Annotated in this window: 13 protein-coding genes and 10 pseudogenes; 12 read left to right on the top strand and 11 right to left on the bottom strand. The window is 58.1% G+C overall.

The window, feature by feature from the left end; all coding sequences use genetic code 11:
• The first annotated feature begins 263 nt into the window (after positions 1-263).
• The 5 genes and pseudogenes from EN857_RS13930 to EN857_RS13910 all read left to right on the top strand — a co-directional run bounded on the left by EN857_RS13930 (position 264) and on the right by EN857_RS13910 (position 4,616).
• A complete protein-coding gene (locus tag EN857_RS13930) occupies positions 264-1,325 on the top strand; it encodes a homoserine dehydrogenase (protein ID WP_135858772.1) in 1,062 nt (353 codons plus the stop codon).
• Positions 1,325-2,740: an aldehyde dehydrogenase family protein gene (locus EN857_RS13925; RefSeq protein WP_128187372.1), complete on the top strand. Its 1,416-nt coding sequence runs from the start codon at positions 1,325-1,327 to the stop codon at positions 2,738-2,740. The genes EN857_RS13930 and EN857_RS13925 overlap by 1 nt, the downstream gene beginning before the upstream one ends.
• A 54-nt stretch (positions 2,741-2,794) precedes the next feature.
• Positions 2,795-3,216 (top strand): annotated as a pseudogene (locus EN857_RS13920) (dihydrodipicolinate synthase family protein); the annotation flags it as partial.
• Positions 3,217-3,366: 150 nt separating this feature from the next.
• A pseudogene (locus tag EN857_RS13915) lies at positions 3,367-4,189 on the top strand (phosphotransferase).
• Positions 4,173-4,616, top strand: a complete 444-nt coding sequence (locus tag EN857_RS13910) for a winged helix-turn-helix transcriptional regulator (protein WP_128187374.1) — start codon at positions 4,173-4,175, stop codon at positions 4,614-4,616. Before EN857_RS13915 ends, EN857_RS13910 begins: the two are co-directional and overlap by 17 nt.
• Positions 4,617-4,810: 194 nt before the next feature.
• Here EN857_RS13910 and EN857_RS13905 read toward each other — a convergent pair.
• Positions 4,811-5,035: pseudogene (locus EN857_RS13905) on the bottom strand (transposase domain-containing protein); the annotation flags it as partial.
• A 307-nt stretch (positions 5,036-5,342) separates the two neighbouring features.
• Here EN857_RS13905 and EN857_RS13900 point away from each other — a divergent pair.
• From EN857_RS13900 to istA, 3 genes and pseudogenes are all read left to right on the top strand, one after another.
• On the top strand, positions 5,343-5,522 hold the full coding sequence (locus EN857_RS13900; protein WP_128187376.1) for a hypothetical protein: 180 nt from the start codon (positions 5,343-5,345) through the stop codon (positions 5,520-5,522).
• Positions 5,509-7,574 (top strand): annotated as a pseudogene (locus EN857_RS35595) (recombinase family protein). The gene EN857_RS13900 and the pseudogene EN857_RS35595 overlap by 14 nt, the downstream one beginning before the upstream one ends.
• A gap of 219 nt (positions 7,575-7,793) precedes the next feature.
• A pseudogene (gene istA / locus EN857_RS13890) lies at positions 7,794-8,944 on the top strand (IS21 family transposase); the annotation flags it as partial.
• Between the two features lie 410 nt (positions 8,945-9,354).
• Here istA and EN857_RS13885 read toward each other — a convergent pair.
• From EN857_RS13885 to EN857_RS13865, 5 genes and pseudogenes are all read right to left on the bottom strand, one after another.
• A pseudogene (locus EN857_RS13885) lies at positions 9,355-10,464 on the bottom strand (IS110 family transposase).
• 103 nt (positions 10,465-10,567) lie between these two features.
• Complete coding sequence (locus tag EN857_RS13880; RefSeq protein ID WP_245511301.1) at positions 10,568-10,888, bottom strand: transposase DNA-binding-containing protein; 321 nt, start codon at positions 10,886-10,888, stop codon at positions 10,568-10,570.
• A 533-nt stretch (positions 10,889-11,421) separates the two neighbouring features.
• On the bottom strand, positions 11,422-12,858 hold the full coding sequence (locus EN857_RS13875) for an amidohydrolase (protein ID WP_135858768.1): 1,437 nt from the start codon (positions 12,856-12,858) through the stop codon (positions 11,422-11,424).
• Between the two features lie 484 nt (positions 12,859-13,342).
• Positions 13,343-13,474 carry a hypothetical protein gene (locus EN857_RS36170; protein WP_281035923.1) on the bottom strand — a complete coding sequence of 44 codons (132 nt, stop codon included), beginning with the start codon at positions 13,472-13,474 and terminating at the stop codon, positions 13,343-13,345.
• A 208-nt stretch (positions 13,475-13,682) separates the two neighbouring features.
• Positions 13,683-14,687, bottom strand: a pseudogene (locus tag EN857_RS13865) (IS5 family transposase).
• Positions 14,688-15,200: 513 nt separating this feature from the next.
• Between EN857_RS13865 and EN857_RS13860 the strand changes: the two are divergent.
• A complete protein-coding gene (locus EN857_RS13860; RefSeq protein WP_128187380.1) occupies positions 15,201-15,677 on the top strand; it encodes an Lrp/AsnC family transcriptional regulator in 477 nt (158 codons plus the stop codon).
• A 364-nt stretch (positions 15,678-16,041) separates the two neighbouring features.
• On the opposite strand, the gene EN857_RS36165 is transcribed toward EN857_RS13860, so the two are convergent.
• Positions 16,042-16,173, bottom strand: coding sequence for a hypothetical protein (locus tag EN857_RS36165; protein ID WP_281035922.1), 132 nt, complete (start codon positions 16,171-16,173; stop codon positions 16,042-16,044).
• A 258-nt stretch (positions 16,174-16,431) separates the two neighbouring features.
• On the opposite strand from EN857_RS36165, the pseudogene EN857_RS13850 reads away from it, so the two are divergent.
• The 3 pseudogenes from EN857_RS13850 to EN857_RS34680 form a co-directional block, all read left to right on the top strand.
• Positions 16,432-16,913 (top strand): annotated as a pseudogene (locus EN857_RS13850) (integrase core domain-containing protein); the annotation flags it as partial.
• Positions 16,910-17,297, top strand: a pseudogene (locus EN857_RS13845) (ATP-binding protein); the annotation flags it as partial. The pseudogenes EN857_RS13850 and EN857_RS13845, both read left to right, overlap by 4 nt.
• A 161-nt stretch (positions 17,298-17,458) precedes the next feature.
• Positions 17,459-17,876: pseudogene (locus tag EN857_RS34680) on the top strand (transposase); the annotation flags it as partial.
• 321 nt (positions 17,877-18,197) lie between these two features.
• Here EN857_RS34680 and EN857_RS13830 read toward each other — a convergent pair.
• The 4 genes from EN857_RS13830 to EN857_RS13815 form a co-directional block, all read right to left on the bottom strand.
• Complete coding sequence (locus tag EN857_RS13830; protein ID WP_128187382.1) at positions 18,198-18,623, bottom strand: hypothetical protein; 426 nt, start codon at positions 18,621-18,623, stop codon at positions 18,198-18,200.
• Between the two features lie 820 nt (positions 18,624-19,443).
• Positions 19,444-19,719 (bottom strand): hypothetical protein, encoded by a 276-nt coding sequence (locus EN857_RS13825; RefSeq protein ID WP_128187384.1) that lies wholly within the window; start codon positions 19,717-19,719, stop codon positions 19,444-19,446.
• On the bottom strand, positions 19,683-20,588 hold the full coding sequence (locus EN857_RS13820) for a sialidase family protein (protein ID WP_135858760.1): 906 nt from the start codon (positions 20,586-20,588) through the stop codon (positions 19,683-19,685). The genes EN857_RS13825 and EN857_RS13820 overlap by 37 nt, the downstream gene beginning before the upstream one ends.
• 769 nt (positions 20,589-21,357) lie before the next feature.
• Positions 21,358-22,770 carry a CapA family protein gene (locus EN857_RS13815; RefSeq protein WP_128187398.1) on the bottom strand — a complete coding sequence of 471 codons (1,413 nt, stop codon included), beginning with the start codon at positions 22,768-22,770 and terminating at the stop codon, positions 21,358-21,360.
• Positions 22,771-22,814 lie beyond the last annotated feature (44 nt).

The following is a 22,814-nucleotide window of genomic DNA, read 5'->3' as shown; positions in this document are numbered from 1 at the left end:
GTTCACTCAGCATACGAGCGACAAAGGCAGGACGCCCGCTTCGCCGCGGCTGAGCGACCACGAACTACACCTGTCAAGAACAGGACGGCGTAGTGCGCAAGCGGCTCGCACGATGGCATCGAACGGCTACTTGTCGTTTTTCGGCGACCGACAAAATGGCATCAGAATGGGCAAAGTGCCTAGCGGTTTGATCTGTCTGCTACGTTCACGTCCTCTGTTCGTCACTCCATCATAGCAACACCCAAATTGCTTGTAGGATCGTCATGACGGTTTACAAAATTGCTCTTATTGGCTTTGGCGGCGTGAACCGGGCCTTGGCAGGGCTTATCGCGACAAAAAATCCGCAGTGGGATCGCCAGCTTGGCTTCCGTTTAAATATCGTCGCTGTCAGTGATCTCTACCTGGGCTCGGTGATATCACCCAACGGGCTTGATCCGCGGATGCTCAATGAGGCCAATTTCACCAAAGGTGGATTTGGGCAGCTTTCCGGCGGCAATTCTGAGGCTGACAATGAAACTGTCATCAAGCTGGCGCCAGCAGACATTGTGGTCGAAGCGACGTTCACCAACCCGAATGACGGGGAGCCGGCTGTCAGCCATTGCCGTTGGGCGCTTCAAGCGGGGAAACATGTCGTCACCACCAACAAGGGTCCGGTAGCTCTTGCCGCCCAGGAGCTCAAGACATTGGCCAAATCTCGCGGAGTGCGCTTCGAGTTTGAGGGCGCGGTCATGAGCGGAACTCCGGTAATACGACTGGCCGCCAAAACACTTGTCGGGGCCGAACTAAAGGGCTTTGAGGGCATTCTCAACGGCACCTCGAATTTCGTGTTGGGACGCATGGAGGAGGGGCTGGACTTCTCCTCTGCCGTCAAGGAAGCCCAGGCCCTTGGATATGCCGAAGCCGATCCGACAGCGGATGTTGAGGGCCATGACGTTCGACTCAAAGTCGTGATCCTTGCAAATGAGTTGCTGGGGGCAGACCTCAAGCCCGAGGATGTCAGCTGCGAAGGGATCTCGCGATTGTCTCCTCACGACATTGAAGCGGCCGCCAAAGAGAATTGCCGGTGGAAGCTCATCGGATCCGCGGCGCGTGGCCAAGATGGGATTGTAGTTGGCAGTGTTGCTCCAAAGAGGCTAGCCCAGGAGCACCCGCTTGCAGGAGTTGGTGGCGCAACGAACGCAGTTTCGCTCAACACTGCGCTGCTTGGATCCGTGACGATAACAGGACCAGGTGCTGGAAGGGTCGAGACTGCATACGTCGTTCTGTCCGATATTGTTGCCATCCACACTGCTCAGCCGTCGAAAGATGCAAAGGAGGCTGCATAATGCGCGGCGCTGCCCTGAGCGAAATGCCCTCGACTCAAGACATCATCGTGAGAAGTCCTTTCGATGGGACCGTTGTCGGAAGAGTGCGCGAGACCAGTGCTGCTGGTGTGGGCGCACTTCTGCAACGGGCAAAGCAGGGAGCCCAGATTGCAAGAACCCTGCCGCGACATAAGCGCTCTGCTATCTTGGAAAGGGCTGCTGAGGCAATCGAGGCCAACCTGGAAGAATTCTCGCTGCTCATCGTTAACGAAGCGGGGAAAACGATCGTGCAGGCGCGCAAGGAGGCAACTCGGTGCGTCAACACTCTCAAACTTTCGGCAGATGAAGCAAAACGAAATTCGGGCGAGGTAATACCGTTCGATTCCTACCTAGGGTCGGAATCGCGCCAGGGCTGGTATACCCGGGAGCCTTTGGGAATTGTCGCCGCGATTACTCCCTACAACGATCCGCTGAACCTCGTGGCCCACAAACTTGGCCCGGCCATCGCCGGCGGCAATGCTGTGCTCTTGAAGCCGTCAGAGCTCACGCCACTTTCCGCACTCGAGCTGGTCGACACCCTGATCACAAGCGGCTTGCCTGAGGAGATCGTGACCGTTGCCATCGGTGGTCCCGAGCTCGGGAAGGCGCTGGTTTCTGCGCGCGACGTGCGCATGGTATCTTTCACAGGCGGGTTCAACACCGGCGAGGCTATTGCAAAGACAGCAGGCATCAAGAAGCTTGCAATGGATCTGGGCGGCAACGCTCCCGTCATCGTAATGGAAAATAGTGATTTCGATGCCGCCGTCGATGCTTGCGTTTCCGGGGCCTATTGGGCAGCTGGCCAAAACTGCATAGGCACGCAGAGAATTCTCATACAGAGCGCCATCTACGAACGGTTTAGGTCAACCTTTGTCGACGCCACCACAAGATTAAAGGCCGGAAATCCCCTGAATGAAACGACCGACATCGGCCCGATGATCTCGGAAAGAGCGATCTTGAGAGCTACTGCAACGGTCGATCAAGCAATCTCGGCGGGAGCCACTTTGCTCTGTGGTCATCACCGGCACGGGAATCTTTACTCGCCTACCGTCCTGGAGAATGTCCCCGCGCAGTGTGCTGTCTGGTCTGAAGAAGTGTTTGCACCGATTGTCATCCTGCAACCTTTTGGTGAGCTGACGGATGCCATCGCAATGGCTAACGAGCCCGAGTATAGTCTCCATGCAGGGATATTTACGAACGATCTGGCACACGCCCTCGATGCAGCCAGCGGAATTGATGCAGCTGGCGTGATGATCAACGACTCCTCGGACTATCGTTTCGACGCGATGCCCTTCGGCGGCTTCAAATATGGCAGCATGGGACGAGAAGGCGTTCGGTTCGCCTATGAGGAAATGACCCAGCCCAAGGTCGTTTGCATAAACAGGTTGAAACGATAGCTGGTGTCTTGCAGCTAACACCCGATTGCAATTGTTGACCGAGAGAAGGTGTAGATGGTCAAAGGTTCTATCACGGCACTTGTTACATCGTTCAACGACGGCCACGTCGATGAGGTCGCATTGGGCGACTTCATTGAGTGGCAAATCGCTGAAGGGTCATCCGGTCTGGTACCATGTGGCACGACCGGAGAAAGTCCAACACTTACCCATGCCGAACACAAGAGGGTGGTGGAAATCACCATAGACACGGCCGCCGGTCGTGTACCGATCATGGCAGGGGCCGACTTCAATAGCACAGAAGAAGCTCTTGACTCTGTGCGTCATGCTCAAGACGCCGGCGCCGACGGACTGCTCATTGTCTCTCCCTATTACAACAAGCACACGCAAGAGGGGATCTACCAGCATTTCAAGCGATTGACGCTGTCAGTAAAGTTCCAATAATTGCTTACAATGTACCAGATCGCAGCGTCGTCGATAACGAAGGAGCTCTGATGGAGAAGAAGCGACGACGACAGGTTGTTGAAGACGAGGGTATTTTATCTAACATCCAGATCGATCAGATATTTGGAAGCGCTGATAGCCTTTCCTAATCACCGATTAAGTCTTAGGATCGGCCGGCAACAGGAATGGCTGTATTCACCGAGCTCGCCGACGAGGACCGTGACGCTATTACGTCGGCTTACGGAATCGCATCGCTGTTATCTGGCATCGGCATCGCTGATGGAGACAGAGAGACAACGTATCTTTTCAGATCAAAAGACGATGAGCTTATTGTCACTTTGTTCGAAAACGGCGCTGAACCGTCTGATTTGGAGCGAGCATTTGAAACCATGGAGAGGCTCCACAAAAACGGAGTCCCGTGCCCGAAGCCAATTCGAAGCCTGCAAGGAAACGCCACTTCTCGAGCAGCTGGCAAACTCGTGGCGCTCGTAAGCTTCGTGCCTGGGTCGTCGACGTCCGATCCCGGGATACGTAAGTGTCATAGCCTAGGGAGGACCATGGCAAGGATTCACTCCATCTTGCAGCCGAAACCGAATAAATCGCCCTTTGAGCTGCCGACAGGACCGGTTCACGGAGCCCTGGTTCATCCGAACGTTTTCTTTCTCGACGACAAGGTCAGCGGTATCATCAATTTTTCGACTTCGCCATGATGATGCGCTCATTTCGGAAGTTGCAGATGTGCTTGTCGACTGGACAATTATGTCGAATGGAGACCTGGACAACGGCAGGGCTCAAGCACTCCTGGGCGGATACCAGAGTGTTAGAAGTTTGTCGAGCGCTGAGCGAGATGCGCTACCTGCCTTTGTCATGGCGGCGACGGCTAGGCGCTATGGGAGAAAAGGAGATAACGTGCATCTCCCCGATATTGCCGTAAACGCATATCGATCGGCTATCAGGATAACGCAATCAGAACTGGTTGGCTCGGCCCCCCATGAAATACCTGCTTGACCGAACGGACGAACAAATCCTGAACGAATTGAAGAACAACGCACGCATATCGCATGCTGAATTGTCCAGCAAAGTCAACTTGTCGCGAAACGCCGTTCGTGTCCGCATCGAACGGCTTGAACGGGAGGGCTTCATCAAGGGCTACACGATCGTGTCCGGTAAAGGTTTGAGCAGTGAGGCTCTCACGACTGCAATGATGTTTGTTTACAGACATGATCGGATGAGGGGTGGCGATGTCATACACGCATTGCGGCGTATTCCGGAGGTTGTTTCGTGTGACGTGATGACCGGGGACTTCGATCTTTTGGTGCGGGTCGAGTCTGTTGAGGCTGACCGTATTCGGCAAATCTGGCAGCAGATCTCCGAATTGCCAGGAGTACGAGATACCCTTACAGCGTTTGCTTTATCATCCGTCATTCGAAAATAGCACATGGGCTCTGGGGAGGCCAACTTAGGTAACATTCTCGATTGTCCGGTCCATCTTCTTTCGTGTGAGTGTCAGTGCCGGAGCAATACTCCCCATATCCAATGGAGATGCCGAAGGCGATGTCGTGCAAGCGGGTCATGCCGCGCCAGACGACCGATGTTGCCGGGGAGGCGGATCATGTGTAACCGCTGTTCTCAGGCCACGGCCTTGAGCGGCATAGGTCTGTAGGCCCAAGGCAGCAGATCGTCGATCTGGCTTCGTGGATGGCCGGCGACGATCCGGGCGATCACGTCAGCGAGGTAGGTGTGAGGCTCGACGCCGTTGAGCTTGCATGTCTCGATCAGCGAAGCGATCGTTGCCCAATGCTCGGCGCCGCCGTCGGAGCCGGCGAAGAGCGCATTCTTGCGGTTCAGCGCAATCTCGGGTTCATTCTGCCCATATTGGGCAGGAGGTCGAAGTCCATTATCGCTGGCATCCGTATTTCGGACGCCGGCTTCGCTGCGAGAACAGCGAAGAACGCGCCAACGGTCGGATCATTCATCTCGTCATCGTGCCTGGGCATGTCATTACCGCTCCGGCCTGGATGATAGATCCCGTGGCGTGCGCAGCAATGCATCTGGGATCCCCGCGCGCGTCGCTTGCATTGCTTGAACTGAACAAAGCTCTCGATCCTGCGCCGTTTCCGGCGAGGCTCTCCGGATGGTTTCATCATCGGGGAGACGCAAAATGAGAACCTTGCCGCCACCGACACTCGTGATCGTTCGTCAGCTCAGCATGCCGCTCGACTCGCACAAGCTGGTCGGGCTGAGCGCAGCGCAACGAACGATCGTGATCGCCCGGCTCGCCAATCTGCTGATGGCCGCCGCCGGCATCGTGACGGAGGAGAGCCGCGGTGACGAGCAGTAATCTGATTCCGGCCACCATCCTCAAGCGCAAGGCCGTCGTCTATGTAGGTCAGTCCACTCAGGCGCAAGTGCAGCCCAATCTTGAGAGCCAGCGTCGGCAATATGAGCTGGTCGACGTCGCGCGGCGCTGGGGATTCCGCAAGGTTGAGGTGATCGACGAGGACTTGGGACGCACCGCCAGTGGAGCTGTGGAACGTCCCGGTTTCGAACGCCTGGTCGACGATCTGTGCACCGGTCATGTGGGCGCCGTGCTTTGCCTGGAAGCGTCCCGCCTGTCTCGCAACGGACCGGACTGGCATCGGCTGCTCGAGTTGTGCGGCGAAGTCGATGCAAGGTGATCGATCTGGACGGAGTCTACGATCCGGGGCTGCCGAACGATCGCCTGCTGCTCGGCATGAAGGGGAGCATAAGCGAGTTCGAACTCGGGGTGCTGCGTGCTCGCATATACGAAGCTGCCCGCGCCAAGGCACAGCGCGGCGAACTGCGCATATCTGTGCCCTTCGGCTACGTCTAGCACCGGGATTACGGTCTAGGGTTCGATCCCGATATACGCCTGCAGGAGACCAGTCGCCTGATATTCGCGCGTTTCCGCGAACTCGGCAGTGCGCGCCAGGTCCTGACCTCGATGATTGACGATGGCGTGCATTTCCCGAGACCCTCCGACGGCAAGAAGATGGTGTCTTTCGCCTGGGTTCCGATCCGCTACCGCAACGTGATCTCCGTCCTGGAGAACCCGTTCTACGCCGGCGCTTATGTCTATGGTAAGAGCGAGAAGCGCACCGAGATCGTAGATGGCCGCGTCCGCAAGAGTTATGGTCATTACAAGCCGGCCAGCGATTGGGCGGTGGTGCTCAAGGAGCATCACGAAGGCTATATTGGATGGAGCGAGTACGAACGGAACCAGGAACTTCTCGCCGCCAACGCCTATGGCAAAGCCGGCGGCGTCAAGTCGGGCCGCGGTGGTCGCGCGTTGCTCCCGGGTCTTCTCTCCTGTGGTCGATGCGGACGAAGACTGGTTGTCACGTATGCCGGACGTGGCCAAGGCTACCCGGTCTATCGTTGCGAGCGGGGCAACACCATGATGGCGCAGGCGCGGCGCATGTCGTTCAACGGCTTTCGCACCGACGCGGTGGTGGCCCGCGAAGCCTTGGAGGCGGTTGCGCCGATGGCGATCGAGGGGGCGTTGGAGGCTGACACAGATGCAGCTGGAGAGCGAAGCCAGGCGGCGGCAGATGATCGAGATGGACCTGCAGCAGGCACGCTATGAGGCATCGCTCGCCGAGCGCCGCTATGCCGCCTGCGACCCGGAGAACCGGCTTATAGCGGCCCAGCTCGAGAGGAACTGGGAAGCTACGCTCAGGCGCGTGGAGACCTGTGAGGCCCGGCTGAGCGAAGTCCAGCGTATGGAGCCTGTCGACGCGAACCCTGACTTCACCGGCCTCGCCCAGATCTCGAAGCCGCCTGGAATGCGCCGGGTGTCGATATGCGCTGCCGTCAGCAACTGCTGCGCGCGCTCATCAAGGACATTGTGGCGGACGTCGATGACGACGCGCGCGATGTGATCCTGACCATCCATTGGCATGGGGGCCAGCATTCCCAGGTAAGGGTTCGCAAGCCCAAATCCGGAGAGTGGCCAGAGTACGCCTGAGGAGGCTCTGGCGGTCATGCGATCCATGGCAACCCGGTGGTCGGATGCCGAAATCGCCGCCACGCTCAACCGCATGGGCATGAAGACGGGTCAGGGAAAGACCTGAACGGCGCGACGCGTCCAATCGCTGCGCACGGTGCACAAGATCAGCGGCTATCGCTCTTCCGACAAGAACGGCGAGTGGCTCACCATGTCGGACGCGGCCGCGAAGCTTGGCGTGTCGCACGTCAAATCCGCCGGTTCGTCAGGGACGGCATATTGCCAGCTGAGCAGGTCATGCGCGGCGCGCCCTACCAGATCCGCGCCAGCGACCTTGAAGATGAACGGATCAAGGCCGATTTGGCGCGCAAATCTCCGCGTATCATCAACGACGATAATCAGAAATCGCTGTTTCCCGCCATTTAAAAAGGGGGTGCATAATGAATCAGTCTTCGCAATGGGACGGATGGTGCGTGTTTCGGTAATTCCCGGACACCCTTTTCGCTAAATCCCGGACAGTGATTTCGGTAATTCGCGGCAGCGATTCCGCTAAATCCCGGACAGTTTCGGGAGCGGATTTAGTGGTCGGTTCTTGGCTGCGCCGTTCTGGCAGTTTGGCCTCTGACGATGATGTTGAGAGGGGCCATGCCGAGATGGAAGCAAGCGAGACGAACGAGGTGAGGGATATCCAAGCGATCTTGCGCCTGACCCATGAGCAGGGTCTTTCGGTGCGTGAGGTGTCGGAACGGCTCAAGATCAGCAAGACGACAGTATCGACCTATTTGCTACGGGCTGGAGGCCGGGCTGTCATGCTGGCCACTGCCGCCGGGCCACGACGACGCGATGCTTGAGCGGCTGCTGTTTGGCCGTGCCGGTCGTCCGCCGCAAGCGAACCGGACTTTGCGCTGATCGCCAGGGAGCTGAAGCGCAAGGGGGTGACGCTGACGCTGTTGTGGCAGGAAGTATCGCGCCTCCATCCCGACGGCTACGGCTACACCTGGTTCTGCGAGCACTTCGCCGCTTTCGAACGCCGGACGAGCGCGACATTCCGCAATCGGCATGCGGCGGGCGCGGTGATGCAGACGGACTATGCCGGGCAGACGGTGCCGGTGATCGATCCGGCGACTGGCGTCATTTACCCGGCGCAGATTTTTGTGGCGGTGCTGGGCGCCTCCAATCTGACCTTCGCCTTTGCCAGCTCCAGCCAGAAGCTGCCGGACTGGATCGAGGGCCAGGTGCGGGCGCTCGCCTTCTTCGGCGGCGTCACCAGAGCGATCGTGTGCGACAACCTGAAGGCCGGTGTCGTCAAGGCGCTGTGGTTCGGGCCGACGCTCAACGCGACCTTTGCGGCGATGGCCGAGCATTACGACACCACCATCCTGCCGACCCGCAGCCGCAAGCCGCGCGACAAGGCCAAGGTCGAAGGCGCGGTGCTGATTGTCGAGCGCTGGATTATGGCGCGGCTGAGGAATCGATCCTTCTTCTCGATCGCCGAGCTCAACGCGACGATCGCCGAACTGCTCGAGGAGCTGAACAACCGGCCGATGCGCCATGTCGGCCAAAGCCGCCGCGAACTGTTCGAGGAGATCGAGCGGGCTGCCTTGAAGCCGCTGCCGGCGGCACCGTTCGAATACGCCGAGTGGAAGTCGGCGAAGGTCCATCCTGACTACCACGTCGAGGTCGACAAGACCTTCTAATCGGTGCCGCACCGGCTGATCGGGCGCACCGTCGAGGTGCGGCTCACGCATCGAGTGGTCGAGATCTTCCACGATCACCAGCGTGTCGCCAGCCATGTGGCCGATGCTTCGCCGCAGGCTTCGGAGGCGCTGCCGTCACCACCGCCGGCACGAACATGGATTCCGATATCGCTGCCTCACCCAACTCAAAGGCCTCGAACATCGTCCCTTACATCCACGCGCGAAAGGTGCCGCCGCTGTCAAGGTTTGGAACGTGAGGACCCGGCCGATCGAGAGGTCGGCTGTTCATTCTGATGATCGCGCATGGGTGGAGGCGGAACTGAAGGACGTCGGTGATCAAGCTCTGATGCGCGGATTGGTTACCGCATTCCCGATTGTGCGTCCGGGGCTGTTCCTATCTTCTGCGGGCGTCGGTCGATTTGCCGGCCACAAAGCGTCTGACGGGCATTCCCTGCCGTGGTCCCGCCCCCGCCCATGAGCGAGGATGTGTGTCGCGTGCAGCGACTAGATCAGGTTGCGTGCGCCTCCCTGGCAACAGCCCACATGAAGCCGACCAGTTCGCGGGCTATCGCCGTGCAGACCACTGTCGTCTTCTTGCCTCGTCCGCGCTCAACATTCGATAGCGGGCCGTCAGTCGGGCCTGCGCCTTCCAGGCGATCTCTCTCACCCCTGGCGGCGCCTGCTCCAGTCGATACAGCTTCTTCGCGCCTACTTTCGGTGCATGCCTATAGGTCCATGCGCTCTCGACCAGCATATGACGAACGCGGCCATTCCTTGCCTTGGTGATACCGCCCCGTCTGACTGTCTCTCCGGTCGACCGCTCACCAGGAACAAGGCCAAGATAGCATGAGCTGGCGCGGGCTTTCGAAACGGCGCACGTCGCCAATCTCGGTAGCAAACGTCACGGCAACGATCAGATCCACACCACGTAATGTCTGCAGCGCCCGCACGATCGGCGCCAGCGACCAGGCTGGAACGAACTCCTCGATCACACGCTCAAGCCGCTCGGCCCGCTCTTCCGAGATGCGAACCGCCTCGACCATCTCCTGGAGCGCGATCTGATGTGCGGGATGATGGAACTGCTGCGCCCGCAGCCAGCAGAGATAGCGCATAGTCCAGCCCTTTTTGCGCGGAAAGATACGTCCGTGCTTGAGCATGAAGGCGCCCACCTGTTGGCGATGGACCCGCAGCGTCTCGACCGCGGCCGCCCGCTCGCGAACGAGATCGCGCATGGCTTCGTGGTCTTCATCGGGGACGCATACCGCCGTCAGTTCGCCGGCGCGCAGCAGCCTTGCCAATGAAAGCGCATCCCGGCGGTTCGTCTTCACCCGATCGCCAGGCTTCCTTGGAATCAGCGACGGCGCAACTACGGTGCATTCGTGACCCAGCGAACGGATCAGCCGATAGCGACTATAGCCGGTCGGGCCAGCCTCGTAGCAGAAATGGACGCGATCGAACCTGTTGGCGATCCGCTGGATAACTCGGCGCATGCTCTCATCAGAGGCGTCGACCTAGCCGATAAAGCGAACTTCTCCCTCCCGGCCGGCATCCGCAATCGCGATGGCGTTCCTAAGCTTTGCGACATCGATCCCGACAAATGCTTCCCTAAAATCTGACACGGCTCGTCCTCGTGTGATGAGGATCGGGCTCGGCCCGCCCGAGCAACCCTCGAACGCGCAGTGTAGGGCGAGCCACCTCACCGGCAGAAGCGGACATACGGTCTTACAATGCATCAGCACCCCGCACAAGCTCAGCACGTTGGGCTGCCCGGCCTTGTAGCGTCCGGCCGTGATGGTTTTGGTGAATTCCGATTTTGCCTGGCTGCGCGCGGCTGTAGATAAATTCGGTCGTGTCCTGCAGGATAAGGATCGGACTTTCGCTCGCCGCAACGCGCGCCGCAGTCGCGGCGAAATGGCCGGCGAGAACGCTATGTTCGGTCACACGCGGATTGTCAAAGAAGCGGTAGGCCGCCTTCGCCGCCGCCCAGTCGCCGCAGGCCGCCGGGATTGGCTTGCCCGGCGCAGCTGACATCTGATCCAGCAACTGTTGCAGCCGGCGGACCAGACGCTTGTCGGGAAGGGCCGCCGCTCAAAGCTCTTCCTGCCAAGCGGCTTCGCGGCTGCTGGTCTGTCCCGCATCCAGTCGCCTCCGTCATTCCGCGTTACGGACAGCATCACAGCAGATTCATACGGGGCAATAGGCCCGCCGCCGACGCGGGCAATCGAAAGCCGATGAAGTCCGGTCAAGGCCGCCTTGCGAGGTTAAGGCGAACAGCGGAAGTGGAGTAGTCCTATGACGAAGCATCCGATGACGTCATCACGTCTGTTGGGCGCCCTCGGCGCTGGTCTCGCGAGGATAAGGATCGGCTCGTTGAAGCCTGCCTTGAGCCAGGGGCGGGCTCTCCGAAATTGCTCGCGCGGCTGGCATCCATGTCAGCCAGCTCTTTCGGTGGCGCAAGGAATCTGCCGGATGTAAGAGCCATCGGCGCAGACGGCGAATACGCTGGTTCCTGTGATCGTGTCCGAGGCCGTCCCTGCGAGGATGCTCCTACATCGACAGGTCTCAAGCGTCTAACTTTAGGTACTTTTTGTTCGCAAGTCATCTGGGGTAACCTCTGGTGGAATAGGGCAGCTATAGGGATGGCCGCCTGTGCGCCTTCTTAGTTCCGCCTTTGCACGTGTGATGATTTCAGGGTTGCGCAGGCAATCAGCCGCTGAAGTGGCCATGGCCTTTGCAGCTAATACCATCCCCTTGTGGGCTGCCGGCAGGTTGCCTTGAGTAACCATTTGCCAACTATGGAACATTGTACCGATTGCAAAGCAGGCTGCAAAACACTGAACGGTTGGCACAATCCAACTCACGTCGCCAACGTCTGTCGAGCCCATCGCCAACTGCTCACCACTTGATAGCGGAAGCAGCTCATCATGTAGGATCTTGTCCTTAAGCGAGATATCGAAGGGCTCAACGGTCGCCAAAACATCGTCGTCGGTCAGCGCCGCCTTCCGGAGTTCTCTTGCGAACTTGTAATCATCGGTTTCGAAGGGGGGCGGTCCAATACGGCGCATATTCTCATACATGACTCCCTGCAGCACCCTATTATTGAGAACGTTTGAACAGGCCTCAACGATTCGCACATTTACGGATGTTTCAGTCATCATGGCCGCCGCTTCAGCAATCTTACTTACACGAGCAAGCAGGCGCTCAGCGTCTCTTAGCTGCGGCGAGCGTATGGAGTACACCGACTCCGCAAAGGCCTGCACAACATTGGGCGCCTCACCGCCAGCGTTTGTAATTGCATAATGCACGCGCGCATGGACGGGCATGTGTTCTCGCATGTAGTTAACGCCTACATTCATCAATTCGACCGCATCAAGCGCGCTACGCCCTAGATGAGGATCGGTCGCCGCGTGCGCCGCGCGACCAGTGAAGCGAAAGCGAGCGCCGATAGCAGCGTTATCAGCGGTGTTCATAACCTCGTTGACCACGTAAGGGTGCCAGCAGAAGGCTACATCGAGATCGTCAAAAACGCCTGCGCGCGCCATGAAGGTTTTTCCACCGCCAGCTTCCTCTGCAGGACAACCGTAGTAACGCACTGTACCCGCGATGTCTTCTTGCGCGAGCGCGTTTTTCAATGCAGCTGCGGCAAGTGCTGAGCCGGCACCGAGAAGATTGTGACCGCAGCCGTGGCCGGGCGCACCTTTCTGGGTCGGCTCAGGTTGTAGCTTGCCGGACACTTGACCTAGATGGGGAAGTGCGTCGTATTCCCCCAAGATGCCAATGACTGGACCACCTTCACCGTATTCCGCCACGAAGGCGGTGGCAATTCCTCCGACTTGAGATGTAATTCGGAAGCCTTCGCGCTCCAGCATGGCTATTTGCTCTGAAGCAGCAAAGTGCTCGTTGAAGGCTAACTCTGGCTTTTCCCAAATCCGGTCACTCAAAGCGCAATAGTCGGCAGCCTTCGCATTGATATGCTGTACAATTTCGTTAAGACTGAGAGCGTCATTTTCCATACCTGTGCCAGCCTCCAAAGAAACTACTAAACGGGTCCGAACGGTAACTCCATTACAGAACTAAGGCTGTTAACGCTGAATCAAGCTCATGCCTTAGGCATGAACGCGCGATTCAGAGCATCGGCCAAGATCCGAGTCATATGCGCACGACGAAATTCCCACGAGCCAAGCTGTCTAAATGCTATGCCAAGAAGCGCTGCGAGATTAACGTCACTCATTCGTTCCCTAGGTTTTTAAGTTTTGTTCTGACCCATGGTAGCAGGCAAGCGTGCAGCTCAGCCGCGCAATTTCGTGCTAAGTGGTTTTTTTGCGCAAATATTGAGCTTTTTTGCGCTCTGACGTATCGTCGTTTGGAAATCCTGCGTTGCTTATGAGGCTATTGGCAGATCGAGTCCGCACCACAGTACATCTGGCGCTTTATGAGTTTCAGTCGCTTGATCTGTCCCTTCGCTTGTCCATTGGACCAACGAGAGATGATGACGTTTTAGCAGGCCGTTGAAGAAGTGTCCCGTGTGGCCTTGAGGATTGCCTCGTCGCCGCTGTGATAGACGAAGGTGATCTCGATGGAGCCGTCGTCGAGCAGTTCAGCATGGCCGTCGCCTGTGACCTCGTACATTTCGTCGAATCCGACCCATGTGAAGAAGACCATCGACGGGCCGTAGCCGAGTTCGAAGTTGCCTGCATGGCGCCGAAGGCGATCTCGCCGTGGTTGCCGGCGCCGATGGTGATCGTGGCGGGTCCATCGAGGTCGAGATAATCGCGATCCCACAGATCGACCTCGACGATGCGCCAGCGGCCGATCAGTTGGCAGCCTGGGGGCGTGGTCATATCGGCACCACCAACAACTTCGGCATTGTAGGGGCGGCCGCGAAGGAAAGGCCCAGCCGACGCGGTCGCGGCCACGGAACCGGGATTTGTCCTGTCCGGCGACCGTCTTGGTCCAGCCGAACGCCTCTTCGATCCGCTTTCTGATCCGCTGGCTGACGGCAAAGCCGCCATGGCGCGTGGTGCGCCCGTCAATTGCCGAACGACGTCCGCTCGTGTTCTGCGCCACATGCGGCGTCACCTTGATCGAGCGCAGTTCGTTGACGAAGTCTTCCGCATCATAAGCCTTGTCGGCGCCGAGCGTGATGGCCGGCGGCCGGTCCGCATGCGGCTCGATCATGTGCAGTGCCGCCACCCGCTCGGCATGGCCGAAGCACAGCTTCGCCTCCTTTCCTTTCCCTTCTTGTAGAGCCTGGCATCCGGATCGGTGGTCGAGGCATGCGTCTCGTCCGTCCGCTTCTGGCCATGGAAATCGGCTTCCGCATTGCGGCTGCCGCCATTTTCCGGCGGCTCGCCCGCCCCATCCCCCGGCTTGACACTCTTCATCGATGGCCAGGCCTCAATGAGAGTGCCGTCGACCGAGAAGTGATCGAGAGAAGCTTTTTCACTCTGGGCTGCGCCAGCACCGCGCCTAAGAACTTCGCCGCGATGTCGCCTTCCAGCAGCCGGTCCCGGTTCTTCGAAAACACCGAGTGATCCCACGCCGGCATCATCCGCGCCGATGCCGACAAACCAGCGGAACAGGAGATCGTATTCCAGCCGCTCCATCAGAAGCCGTTCCGAACCGAACAGAACGCCTGCAGAAGCATCGCCCGCAACAACTTCTCCGGCGGGATCGACGGTCGCCCGATCGGCGAGTAAAGCGCCGCAAAATCGTCCGCCAGTGACAAAAGCGCCTCGTTCACCATATGGCGGATCGTGCGCAACGGATGGTTCTGGCGAACCCGCACTTCCAGATCCACATAGCTGAAAAGCGAGCCGGTCCGCTCGTCGTTGCCCCGCATGCGCCATCCTCCGAATCCCTTCGGAGGAAATGAATCATGATCGTCACCCGACGGCGAGCGACTTTTTCAACGGCGTGTTAGCTGGCGTCAATATTTTTCTCGACATTGTTGGCAGCCAAATCGTTGTTTCCTTCGCTGCTTCGATCTGAACATCTAGTTTAAAAGGCTATGGAACAAGCGTAGCTGTTTTCAGATATTCTTGATTGGTCAAGAAACAGAACTTGATCATTCACGTGGGAGAAGGCGCTCATTGCCCGCGACATCCCGCGGCTGTGCCGGGCCCTTGCTGATATTGCGGGGAGCAGCGACGATCGTCTCAATGAATTGGTGCGGGTGCTGGTACGAGAAGTGCAAACGGACTTGGCCGAACTGACCAACGCATTGCATCCTATGATCGGCGGGTTCGGAGCTCTTTCGCAACACCGAACTATCTAGATTGTGTATTGGACTGCCTCAGTTGCTAGGTTATCATGCCGCCTTATTTTGTCGCCAACATATTTGCATGAGGTCCCAATGGAGCCCTTAGATACTTTCGATCGTGACATCCTGGCGATCGTCCAGCGCAATTGCCAAATTAAGGCGGAAGCGGTTGCAAGCATAGTTGGCCTATCGGCCTCCTCTGTTCAGCGTCGCCTAAAACGAATGCGTGACGACGGAACCATCGTGGCAGAATTGGCGGTTGTTGATCGAAAGGCAGCAGGACTCATAATGATGTTCATCGCCGGTATGGAGATAGAGAGAGAACACTACGACTCTCTCTCAAAATTTAAGGCATGGGCCTTTAAGCATGACAACATCCAGCAGGTTTATTACGTGACCGGAACCGTTGACATCGTCGCAATAATCTTAGCCAGGGACGCTGTCCATTATGACGAGATTGCGCTCCAGATCATGAGCGAGAATCCACAAATAAAAAGAATTACCACAAACGTGGTGTTGCGGGATGTAAAAATTGGGACCTACATTCCTGTGGAATCAAATATCGCTTAGCAGTAAACGCGAACGATACGTTGTTGATTTGCGTTGAGAGTGGACCCAGGAAGGCAGGAATTATTACTGAGAAGTGACTCTGACGCGTACATGGACCCCGCCCGATTGCAACAGGTCGGCTGGGTCAAGATCGTCGGTCACAACTGCTGACGTATATCCGGCTTCCTGATGCGGCTGGACCGCGCGGCGCCGCGAGCCCCGATGGATTTTCGCGCACTCCTAGATCGCATCAACAATCATGTCATGCGGCGACTTGGCGCCAGTCGCCGGCATGTCTTCGCGAAGGTCGAACGCGCGCGCTCGCAAGCCTGCCCGCCGAGCATTACGAGTTCGCCGAATGGCGGTTTGCCCGTGTCTCGACGGATTATATTATCATATCGAGTTCAAGTGCTTCTTCTACTCTGTCCCACACGCTCTCATCCGCCAGCAGGTCGATGTCCGGGCGACCGCTCGGATGATCGAGATATTCCATCGCGGCAAACGCGTCGCTGCGCATCAGCGCCGATATGCTGGGCCGCGCTATGGAACGGACCCCGCACATATGCCGAGCTCGCACCGGCGCTATGCCGAGTGGACGCCGGATCGCTTCCGGCGTTGGGCGCATCCATCGGTCCGCAGACCGTAGGGCTAATCACTGCCATCCTCGCGAGTCGGCCGCACCCCGAACAGGCTTCAGAACAGGTCTCGGGATGCTGCGCCTTTACCGCGACACCAGCGCCATAGCTTGCTGATGGTCGGGCCTGCCGGCGAAGGCCAGTCCAACAGCCGCGGCGTCGGCTGGGAATTCGTCCACGTCGCCATCGACGACGCCTCGCGCATCGCCTTCTCGCAGATACTGCCGGATGAAAGGAAGCAGAGCGCCGTCGCCTTCCTCGAGGCGGCGCTCTGCTATTATGCCGCTCTCTCGGTCGCCGTCGCTCCTTCATTCCGTAGGTGCTACGGTTCCTGCTACAGATCCAGGGTCTTTGCCAAGGCTTGCCGCAAGCACGGCCTCAAGCACGTCAGGACCAAACCCTATACCCCGAAAACCAACGGCAAGGCCGAGCGCTTCATCCAGACCGCGCTCCGCGAGTGGCCTATGCCATCGCCTATCCAACCTCAGATCACCGCGCGGCCCAACTGCCCGTTTGGCTGCACCGCTACAATTGGCACAGACCGCACGGCAGCCTAAAATCCAAAACACCAATCAGTCGCCTCAGTCTGACAATGGACAACCTGTTGAGACTCCACATCTAGGGCACAAGGCATGCCGCGAGGATTTCTCTGTCGCCTACCATCGCGTCCCCACAGGCTGTTCGCCACCCTCGCACTCGCACGCAGCGATGGTCGATATCCGAAGATCGTGAAGCTCTGGCCAGAACCAACCTGCTTATCCTCGACGATTGGGGCCCGGAGAAGCTTAGCGACGAGCAACGCCGCGATCTCTTGGAAATCGTCGAGGATCGGTACGAGAAGCGATCCACCATCGTAACCGGCCAAGTGCCTGTGGAGCATTGGTACGACATGATCGGCAATCCTACCATTGCCGACGCCTCCTCGACCGGCTCGCGTCCACAATGCTACCGCATCGAACTCACCGGCGAGAGCATGCGAATACAGAAAGCCGTGATCGCCGAGTAAATAACCCTGGCTTGACCGCGAAGCGGGTTCAAGTCAAAAAACCTAACGACCAAGAGGCACAACAGCTGTCCGGCTTCAGATCGGAATCATGTCCGGCAATTGATCGGAATGGGCGTCGGGCTTCACGTTGCAATAGCCGTTCGGCTTCATCTGAATACGCAGACAGTGTCGGCGACACATTTTGGTTTAGCGAGCAGCGCGACCTGCGGCGGCCAAGCGCTTCTTCAGAAAGGCGCTGGAGCGTCATGGCCGACCGGATCGCGTCGTCATCGACGGGAGCCAGACCAACCACGAGGCGATCGTTTCCTGCGACACCACAAATCGCTTGCAGGATCTCGCCCAGCGCCGGCTGAAGCCGATCCGGATCCGCCGGAGCGTATTTGAACAATCGGAGCGAACAGGACCATCGGCGCATCAAGCGCCGAGTCCGGCCGATGCTCGGCTTCAAATCGACGGCCACCGCCTCCACCATCCTTTCCGCCATCGAAATGATTCACATGATTGCGTAAGCAACAGGCGGGGTTCGCCGTCAATCCGAATCCATTCCTGGCCGAGCAGTTCCAAATCCTCGCCGCCTAATCAGGGCCTCTCTGTGCCCCTATTCAGCCGTTGCAACAAAACCTCTCGTGCCTCAAACGCGCTTACGGTCTGGCCCGCTGCACCTGGCGCGGTCTCGATCACTTCAAGGCTTACGTCTGGTCCTCGGTCTTGGCCTACAATCTCGTCCTCTTCACCCGCTCAAGCTGACCTGAACTGACCCCGGCATCGCAGATAGCCCGCGCCGACCCATGCCGGCAGCCATCCGCATGCCCATGATCGCGCCGATGACACTATTTTGGCGACAAACAGCGCTCTTCGACCCGTCCGTGGCCGCCAAAGGCGCTTTCAGTCGGGCACAAATCATTGTAAACGCTGCAAAACACCTACGTTTATGGACGGAAACAAGCTAGCGCCGCCGCACCGCGCCGCGTCGGCGGAGCCACCACCGGGCGGCCACCATCGCTCCACGGCAAGTCCGCCTGCGATGTACAGCATCTCGGTCGTGCCGTCACCTCCATCCGGAGCCACGCCGAAGATCCGCTCGATAAAATCCATGTTTATCTCCTTTTGGAATGAAAAATCACTACGCGTTTGTGTGTCCTCTGGGACCCACCTAAAAGCCTTACCGATACCGAGCAACTCAACGCCGGCGCTCTTGAGCGCGACGTTGAGCGCATGGACTTCTTCCTTTACAAGCGCGTCTAGCCATTTGAGCTCCAGGTCCACTTTCGACGCAATCTCGTCGGCAACCAGCTTGGCTTGCAGCGTGGGCGGCGGCGTCCGCAATGGCCACCACGTTGATAAGGTCCTTCAGCTTATCGTCCAAGCCAGGAGGATTGCGTTCATCGCTGGGCGTCCCCCGCGTCGCATCAATCAGCACTCGCTCGATCGATTCCAACTGCTCCACCAACGCTTGCATACACTGACCGAAGGACCTGTCACTATCCTGAGGCCGCTTCTGTAAACCGGTAAGCTGCCGCGCCGCAGTCCAGATAACGGCGCTCAGGCCGTCCGTCCTCAAACTCCACGGCGGCATCGATGCCAAACGCTGAGGTGCCGGATCCCAGCCGTCGAGCCTATGCCAACCCAGTAGTTGACCTTGGTCCGCACCGTCGACCGCGGGGTCACCAGATTCACATGCTTCTGATCAGCTGCCAACTCGCGCAACGGCGTGACGTCGTCGAGCATCCAAAAGGACCTCCCATGGGTGCCGGCGACAAGGTCGCTTGCCTTGATCTTGAGATCGTAGATCGGAACCACGGGGGGTTACTGGCCAAAGGAAACCAGTGCAGACCGTCGTCGAGAGTGAAGAAGACACCGGTCTCGGTGCCAGCGAAAAGCAGGCCTAGCCGCACCGGATCGGCGCGCACCACACGGGTGATCTCGCCCTTCGGAAAGTCACCAACGATCGACTCCCAGCTCTTGCCGCCATCCTTTGAGACAGGGCTGATAGTCGGCGAGCTTGTAACGCGTGGCGGCTAAATAAACCGTGTGGGCGTCATGTGGTGAGATTTCGAGGCAGCCGACATAGGCGAGCTCGGGCATGGCTTTCGGCGTGACGTTCTTCCACTGGGCTCCGTCGTTCCGCATCACATGGACGAGGCCGTCATCGGTAGACGCCCAGATCTCGCCCTTCCTGCGGGGATTCCACACCGAGGCGCAGCACCTCGGCGCCGGAATCGTCGTGAGTGAGGACGCCACCTGAATAGTCCTGTCGAGCCGGGTCGTTAAGGCTTAGATCGGGCGAGATCAAATCCAGCTCGATCCTCGTCGCGGGTGCGGAAAACATGGTTGCCCCCGACATAGAGTGTACCTGATGATGCGGCGAGAAGGTGATCGGGAAGGTCAAGGCGAAGCGGTAGCGCATATTCTTCGACGCCATACCGCTCGTCTTTTCCGGCCAGACATTGACAAGGCGAATCTGCCGGGTGCGGTGATCGTAGCGCTGCAGAGCTCCACAGTCGGCCGGCTGAAGCCAATCGCGCCGCAATAGACGATGTCGGAATCCTTGGGACTGACGACGATGAAGCCGCTCTCGCCGGTGCCCGGATAGGTGCAGTCGCAAAGGGGGATGACGCCCCATTCCGAGGCGCTCGGAACCGAGATCGAAGTGTTGTCCTGCTGGGTGGCGTAGACCCGATAGGGATAGCGGTCGTCGACGTCGATGCGATAGAACTGTGCTGTGTTCTGATTGTAGATCGACGACCAGCTCCTCCCGCCATTGAAGGTTACGCAGGCGCCGCCGTCGTTGCCTTCGACCATTCTTTTGGGATCGACCGTGTCAATCCAGAGATCGTGGTTATCCTCATGCGGCGACGTCACCTCGGTGAAGTTCGCCCCACCATCGGTTGACTTCCACAACCGTAAGTTAGTAACGTAGACCGTATCCACGTGTTGGGGGTCGGCGAAGACATGAGTGTAGTAGAAGGGGCGGTGCATCAGATCGCGGTTCTGCGAGATTTGGACCCAGCGGTCGCCATAATCGTCGGTGCGATAAAACCCGATCTTGTCTCCTTCCGCCTCAAGGAGAGCATAGACGCGCCCGCACTGCGCCTCGGAGACGGAAACGCCGATCTTGCCAAGCGCTCCGCGTGGCAACCCGTTTAGTCCGGACAACTCTTCCCAGGTGTCGCCACCATCCATCGACCGGAACATTCCGCTTCCCGGCCCGCCGCTACTGAGATTCCAAAAGCTGCGCCTCGTCTGCCAGAATGCAGCGAAGAGGATGCGTGGATTGTTAGGATGATCCATGGAGATGTCGACGGCGCAGCATCGGGATCGCGGTAGAGAACCTTCTGCCAAGTCTTACCGCCATTCCTTGGCGCGGTTCCTCGCTCGGCCCGAACACGTCGCCCAGCGCCGCGACATAAAGGATATTGGGATCGTGCGGATGAATGCAGATCCTGCCGATATGGCGGGTCTCTTTCAGTCCCAGATGAGTCCAGCTTCTACCGGCATCGGTCGACCCGTATACACCATCGCCGTAAGATACGTCGCCTCGGATCGTCGACTCACCCATGGCGGCATAGATGACGTTGGAGTCGGACCGGGCGACCGCGAGCGGGCCGACGCTGGCGCTCGTGACGAAATCGTCGGGAATGCAGCGCGAATAGACCCCGCCATCGATCGTCTTCCATACCCACCCGCGCAGGCGCCGAAATAGAACACCATAGGGTCCTCAAAATCGCCCGCGACCGACACAACACGGCCGCCTCTTGCGGGTCCAATGCAGCGCCATTTTAAAGCGTCAAGGGCTTTGGGATCAGTCAAACTAATCTGCGTCACAACTGTTATCGCTCATTGCTCGTGTTACTGCGTACTGAGTTCCTGAAGAGTCTCGAGAACTCCGCCTCCTCGCTGCTTCGGCCCTTGACTTTCCCTACGAAAAGGGCACCCTTGATATTTAGGGCGTCGACGGCGAACAATCTGTTGTGCGCGGCTCGTCATTGATCCTCTCTTAGGACGAACTCAAAGTAACCTATGACCTAGCCGCCGATCTAAGCTTACGCACCCCTCCACGTCATTGTGACGAGCCAGGCCTCAGCGTTATGACTCCAACACCGTTCTCGATGACGATTTCGGTGCCAAACGGCTTCGAGAGTTCCTGTAGACGATGCAGAATGGCCGTCGCTTGGGAAGCATGGGCCAAACGCGGGATACCCCGGTTGGCTAATCTTTCCGAGCGACCTAACTCGATGGGATAAAGCCGCAATTCAACAAGTTGATTGTGCTCAAATCGGCTGACGGCGATGACACTTTCGTAAAATATCGGGCCAGTAACCACGCATATGTACTCACCTCCCACGGGGTAGCCTTGTGATTCTTCGTCCGCAGTCACCTCAGCATCCGTGTCCACGCTCGGATCTTTGCCGTACGCTTCGAACATGTCAGCGCCCGCAGGCGTACGAAGGGCGTCTTGGAAGAAATTCGCCAGGCTATAAAAGATCGGCCGCCCTTTATAAATTTCAATACCTCGCAATAGATGCGGCCCATGACCAATATATGCGTCGGCTCCGGCATCGATCATTTTCCGCGCAAAAGATTGCTCATAGTCCGCCGGTTCGTCGCTGACCTTGTCGGGCCAATTAGGCTCGTGGCCGTGATTGGTTACAATACAAAAATCGGAAAACTGCTTGCCGCGACGAACATTCCGCAGGATATTAGCGACATCGCCTGGATAGGGTTCATAGCTATATCCAGCTTTTTCAGCCGCTTTATATGTCGTTCCGGCCAGCACTACTCGATTTGGGTCACCATTGCCGGGCGGACCGCCGGGTAGTGCGTCACGCACCTGCCTTAATGCTTCAAGCATCATGGGCGGAACCAGTATATTTTCTGTCAAACGAAGAGGGTTGAGCCCTGGCCTTCCGGGCGCCTCGCCAGCCGGGTCGCAGGCACGAGACATAGGTGCAAAACTAGTAGCCAACGACACCAACCCTACGCGACCACGCCGTGTTTCTAGGAATCGAGCTGCACCGGCTTGCGCCAAATTTTCGCCCACACCTGCATGAATGATTCCGCTCTCATCGAGAATCCGACTCGTTTCGCGCATCCCTTCAAGGCCCCAATCCAACGTATGATTAGTTGCACGACTCACTAAGTTGAACCCCATAGCTTTTAAATCAGGGCCGAGTTCTGGCTGGCTTACAAAATAGCAGCCTCCGTGCTCAACCTGCGGGCTACCTTTAAACGACCTGATATCGAAAATGAGGCTTTCCATATTGCCGAAAGTTACATCCGCATTGCGCAGGATCTTCACGATGTCATCAAAACCGGGATGTTGAAATTTCGTAAGCGGTCGGGAAAGCATGAGGTCACCAACTGCTATCATCGTGAAGCCATCGGCAACATTGGTTGCAACTGACCCGACCGTGTCAAAGTCTTCACCTTGCCGATCCAGGCGAAAACCAATTTCCTTTGAGTGTTGCTCCATGGGCTTTTCCATTGCTCTCTTTCTTGCGGTAATTTTCAAGGTTG

The sequence above is a fragment of the Mesorhizobium sp. M4B.F.Ca.ET.214.01.1.1 genome (assembly GCF_004791545.1).
Taxonomy (GTDB): domain Bacteria; phylum Pseudomonadota; class Alphaproteobacteria; order Rhizobiales; family Rhizobiaceae; genus Mesorhizobium; species Mesorhizobium abyssinicae.
This window is presented reverse-complemented; position numbering and strand designations above follow the sequence as displayed.

Bases quoted from the DNA above. Each gene is read 5' to 3' on its own strand.
- EN857_RS13930 (WP_135858772.1), top strand. From the start codon at position 264: ATGACGGTTTACAAAATTGCTCTTATTGGCTTTGGCGGCGTGAACCGG.
- EN857_RS13925 (WP_128187372.1), top strand. From the start codon at position 1,325: ATGCGCGGCGCTGCCCTGAGCGAAATGCCCTCGACTCAAGACATCATC.
- EN857_RS13910 (WP_128187374.1), top strand. From the start codon at position 4,173: ATGAAATACCTGCTTGACCGAACGGACGAACAAATCCTGAACGAATTG.
- EN857_RS13900 (WP_128187376.1), top strand. From the start codon at position 5,343: ATGAGAACCTTGCCGCCACCGACACTCGTGATCGTTCGTCAGCTCAGC.
- EN857_RS13875 (WP_135858768.1), bottom strand. From the start codon at position 12,858: ATGGAAAATGACGCTCTCAGTCTTAACGAAATTGTACAGCATATCAAT.
- EN857_RS36170 (WP_281035923.1), bottom strand. From the start codon at position 13,474: ATGTACGAGGTCACAGGCGACGGCCATGCTGAACTGCTCGACGACGGC.
- EN857_RS13860 (WP_128187380.1), top strand. From the start codon at position 15,201: ATGGAGCCCTTAGATACTTTCGATCGTGACATCCTGGCGATCGTCCAG.
- EN857_RS36165 (WP_281035922.1), bottom strand. From the start codon at position 16,173: ATGCGCAGCGACGCGTTTGCCGCGATGGAATATCTCGATCATCCGAGC.
- EN857_RS13825 (WP_128187384.1), bottom strand. From the start codon at position 19,719: ATGGCGTCGAAGAATATGCGCTACCGCTTCGCCTTGACCTTCCCGATC.
- EN857_RS13820 (WP_135858760.1), bottom strand. From the start codon at position 20,588: ATGGATCATCCTAACAATCCACGCATCCTCTTCGCTGCATTCTGGCAG.
- EN857_RS13815 (WP_128187398.1), bottom strand. From the start codon at position 22,770: ATGGAGCAACACTCAAAGGAAATTGGTTTTCGCCTGGATCGGCAAGGT.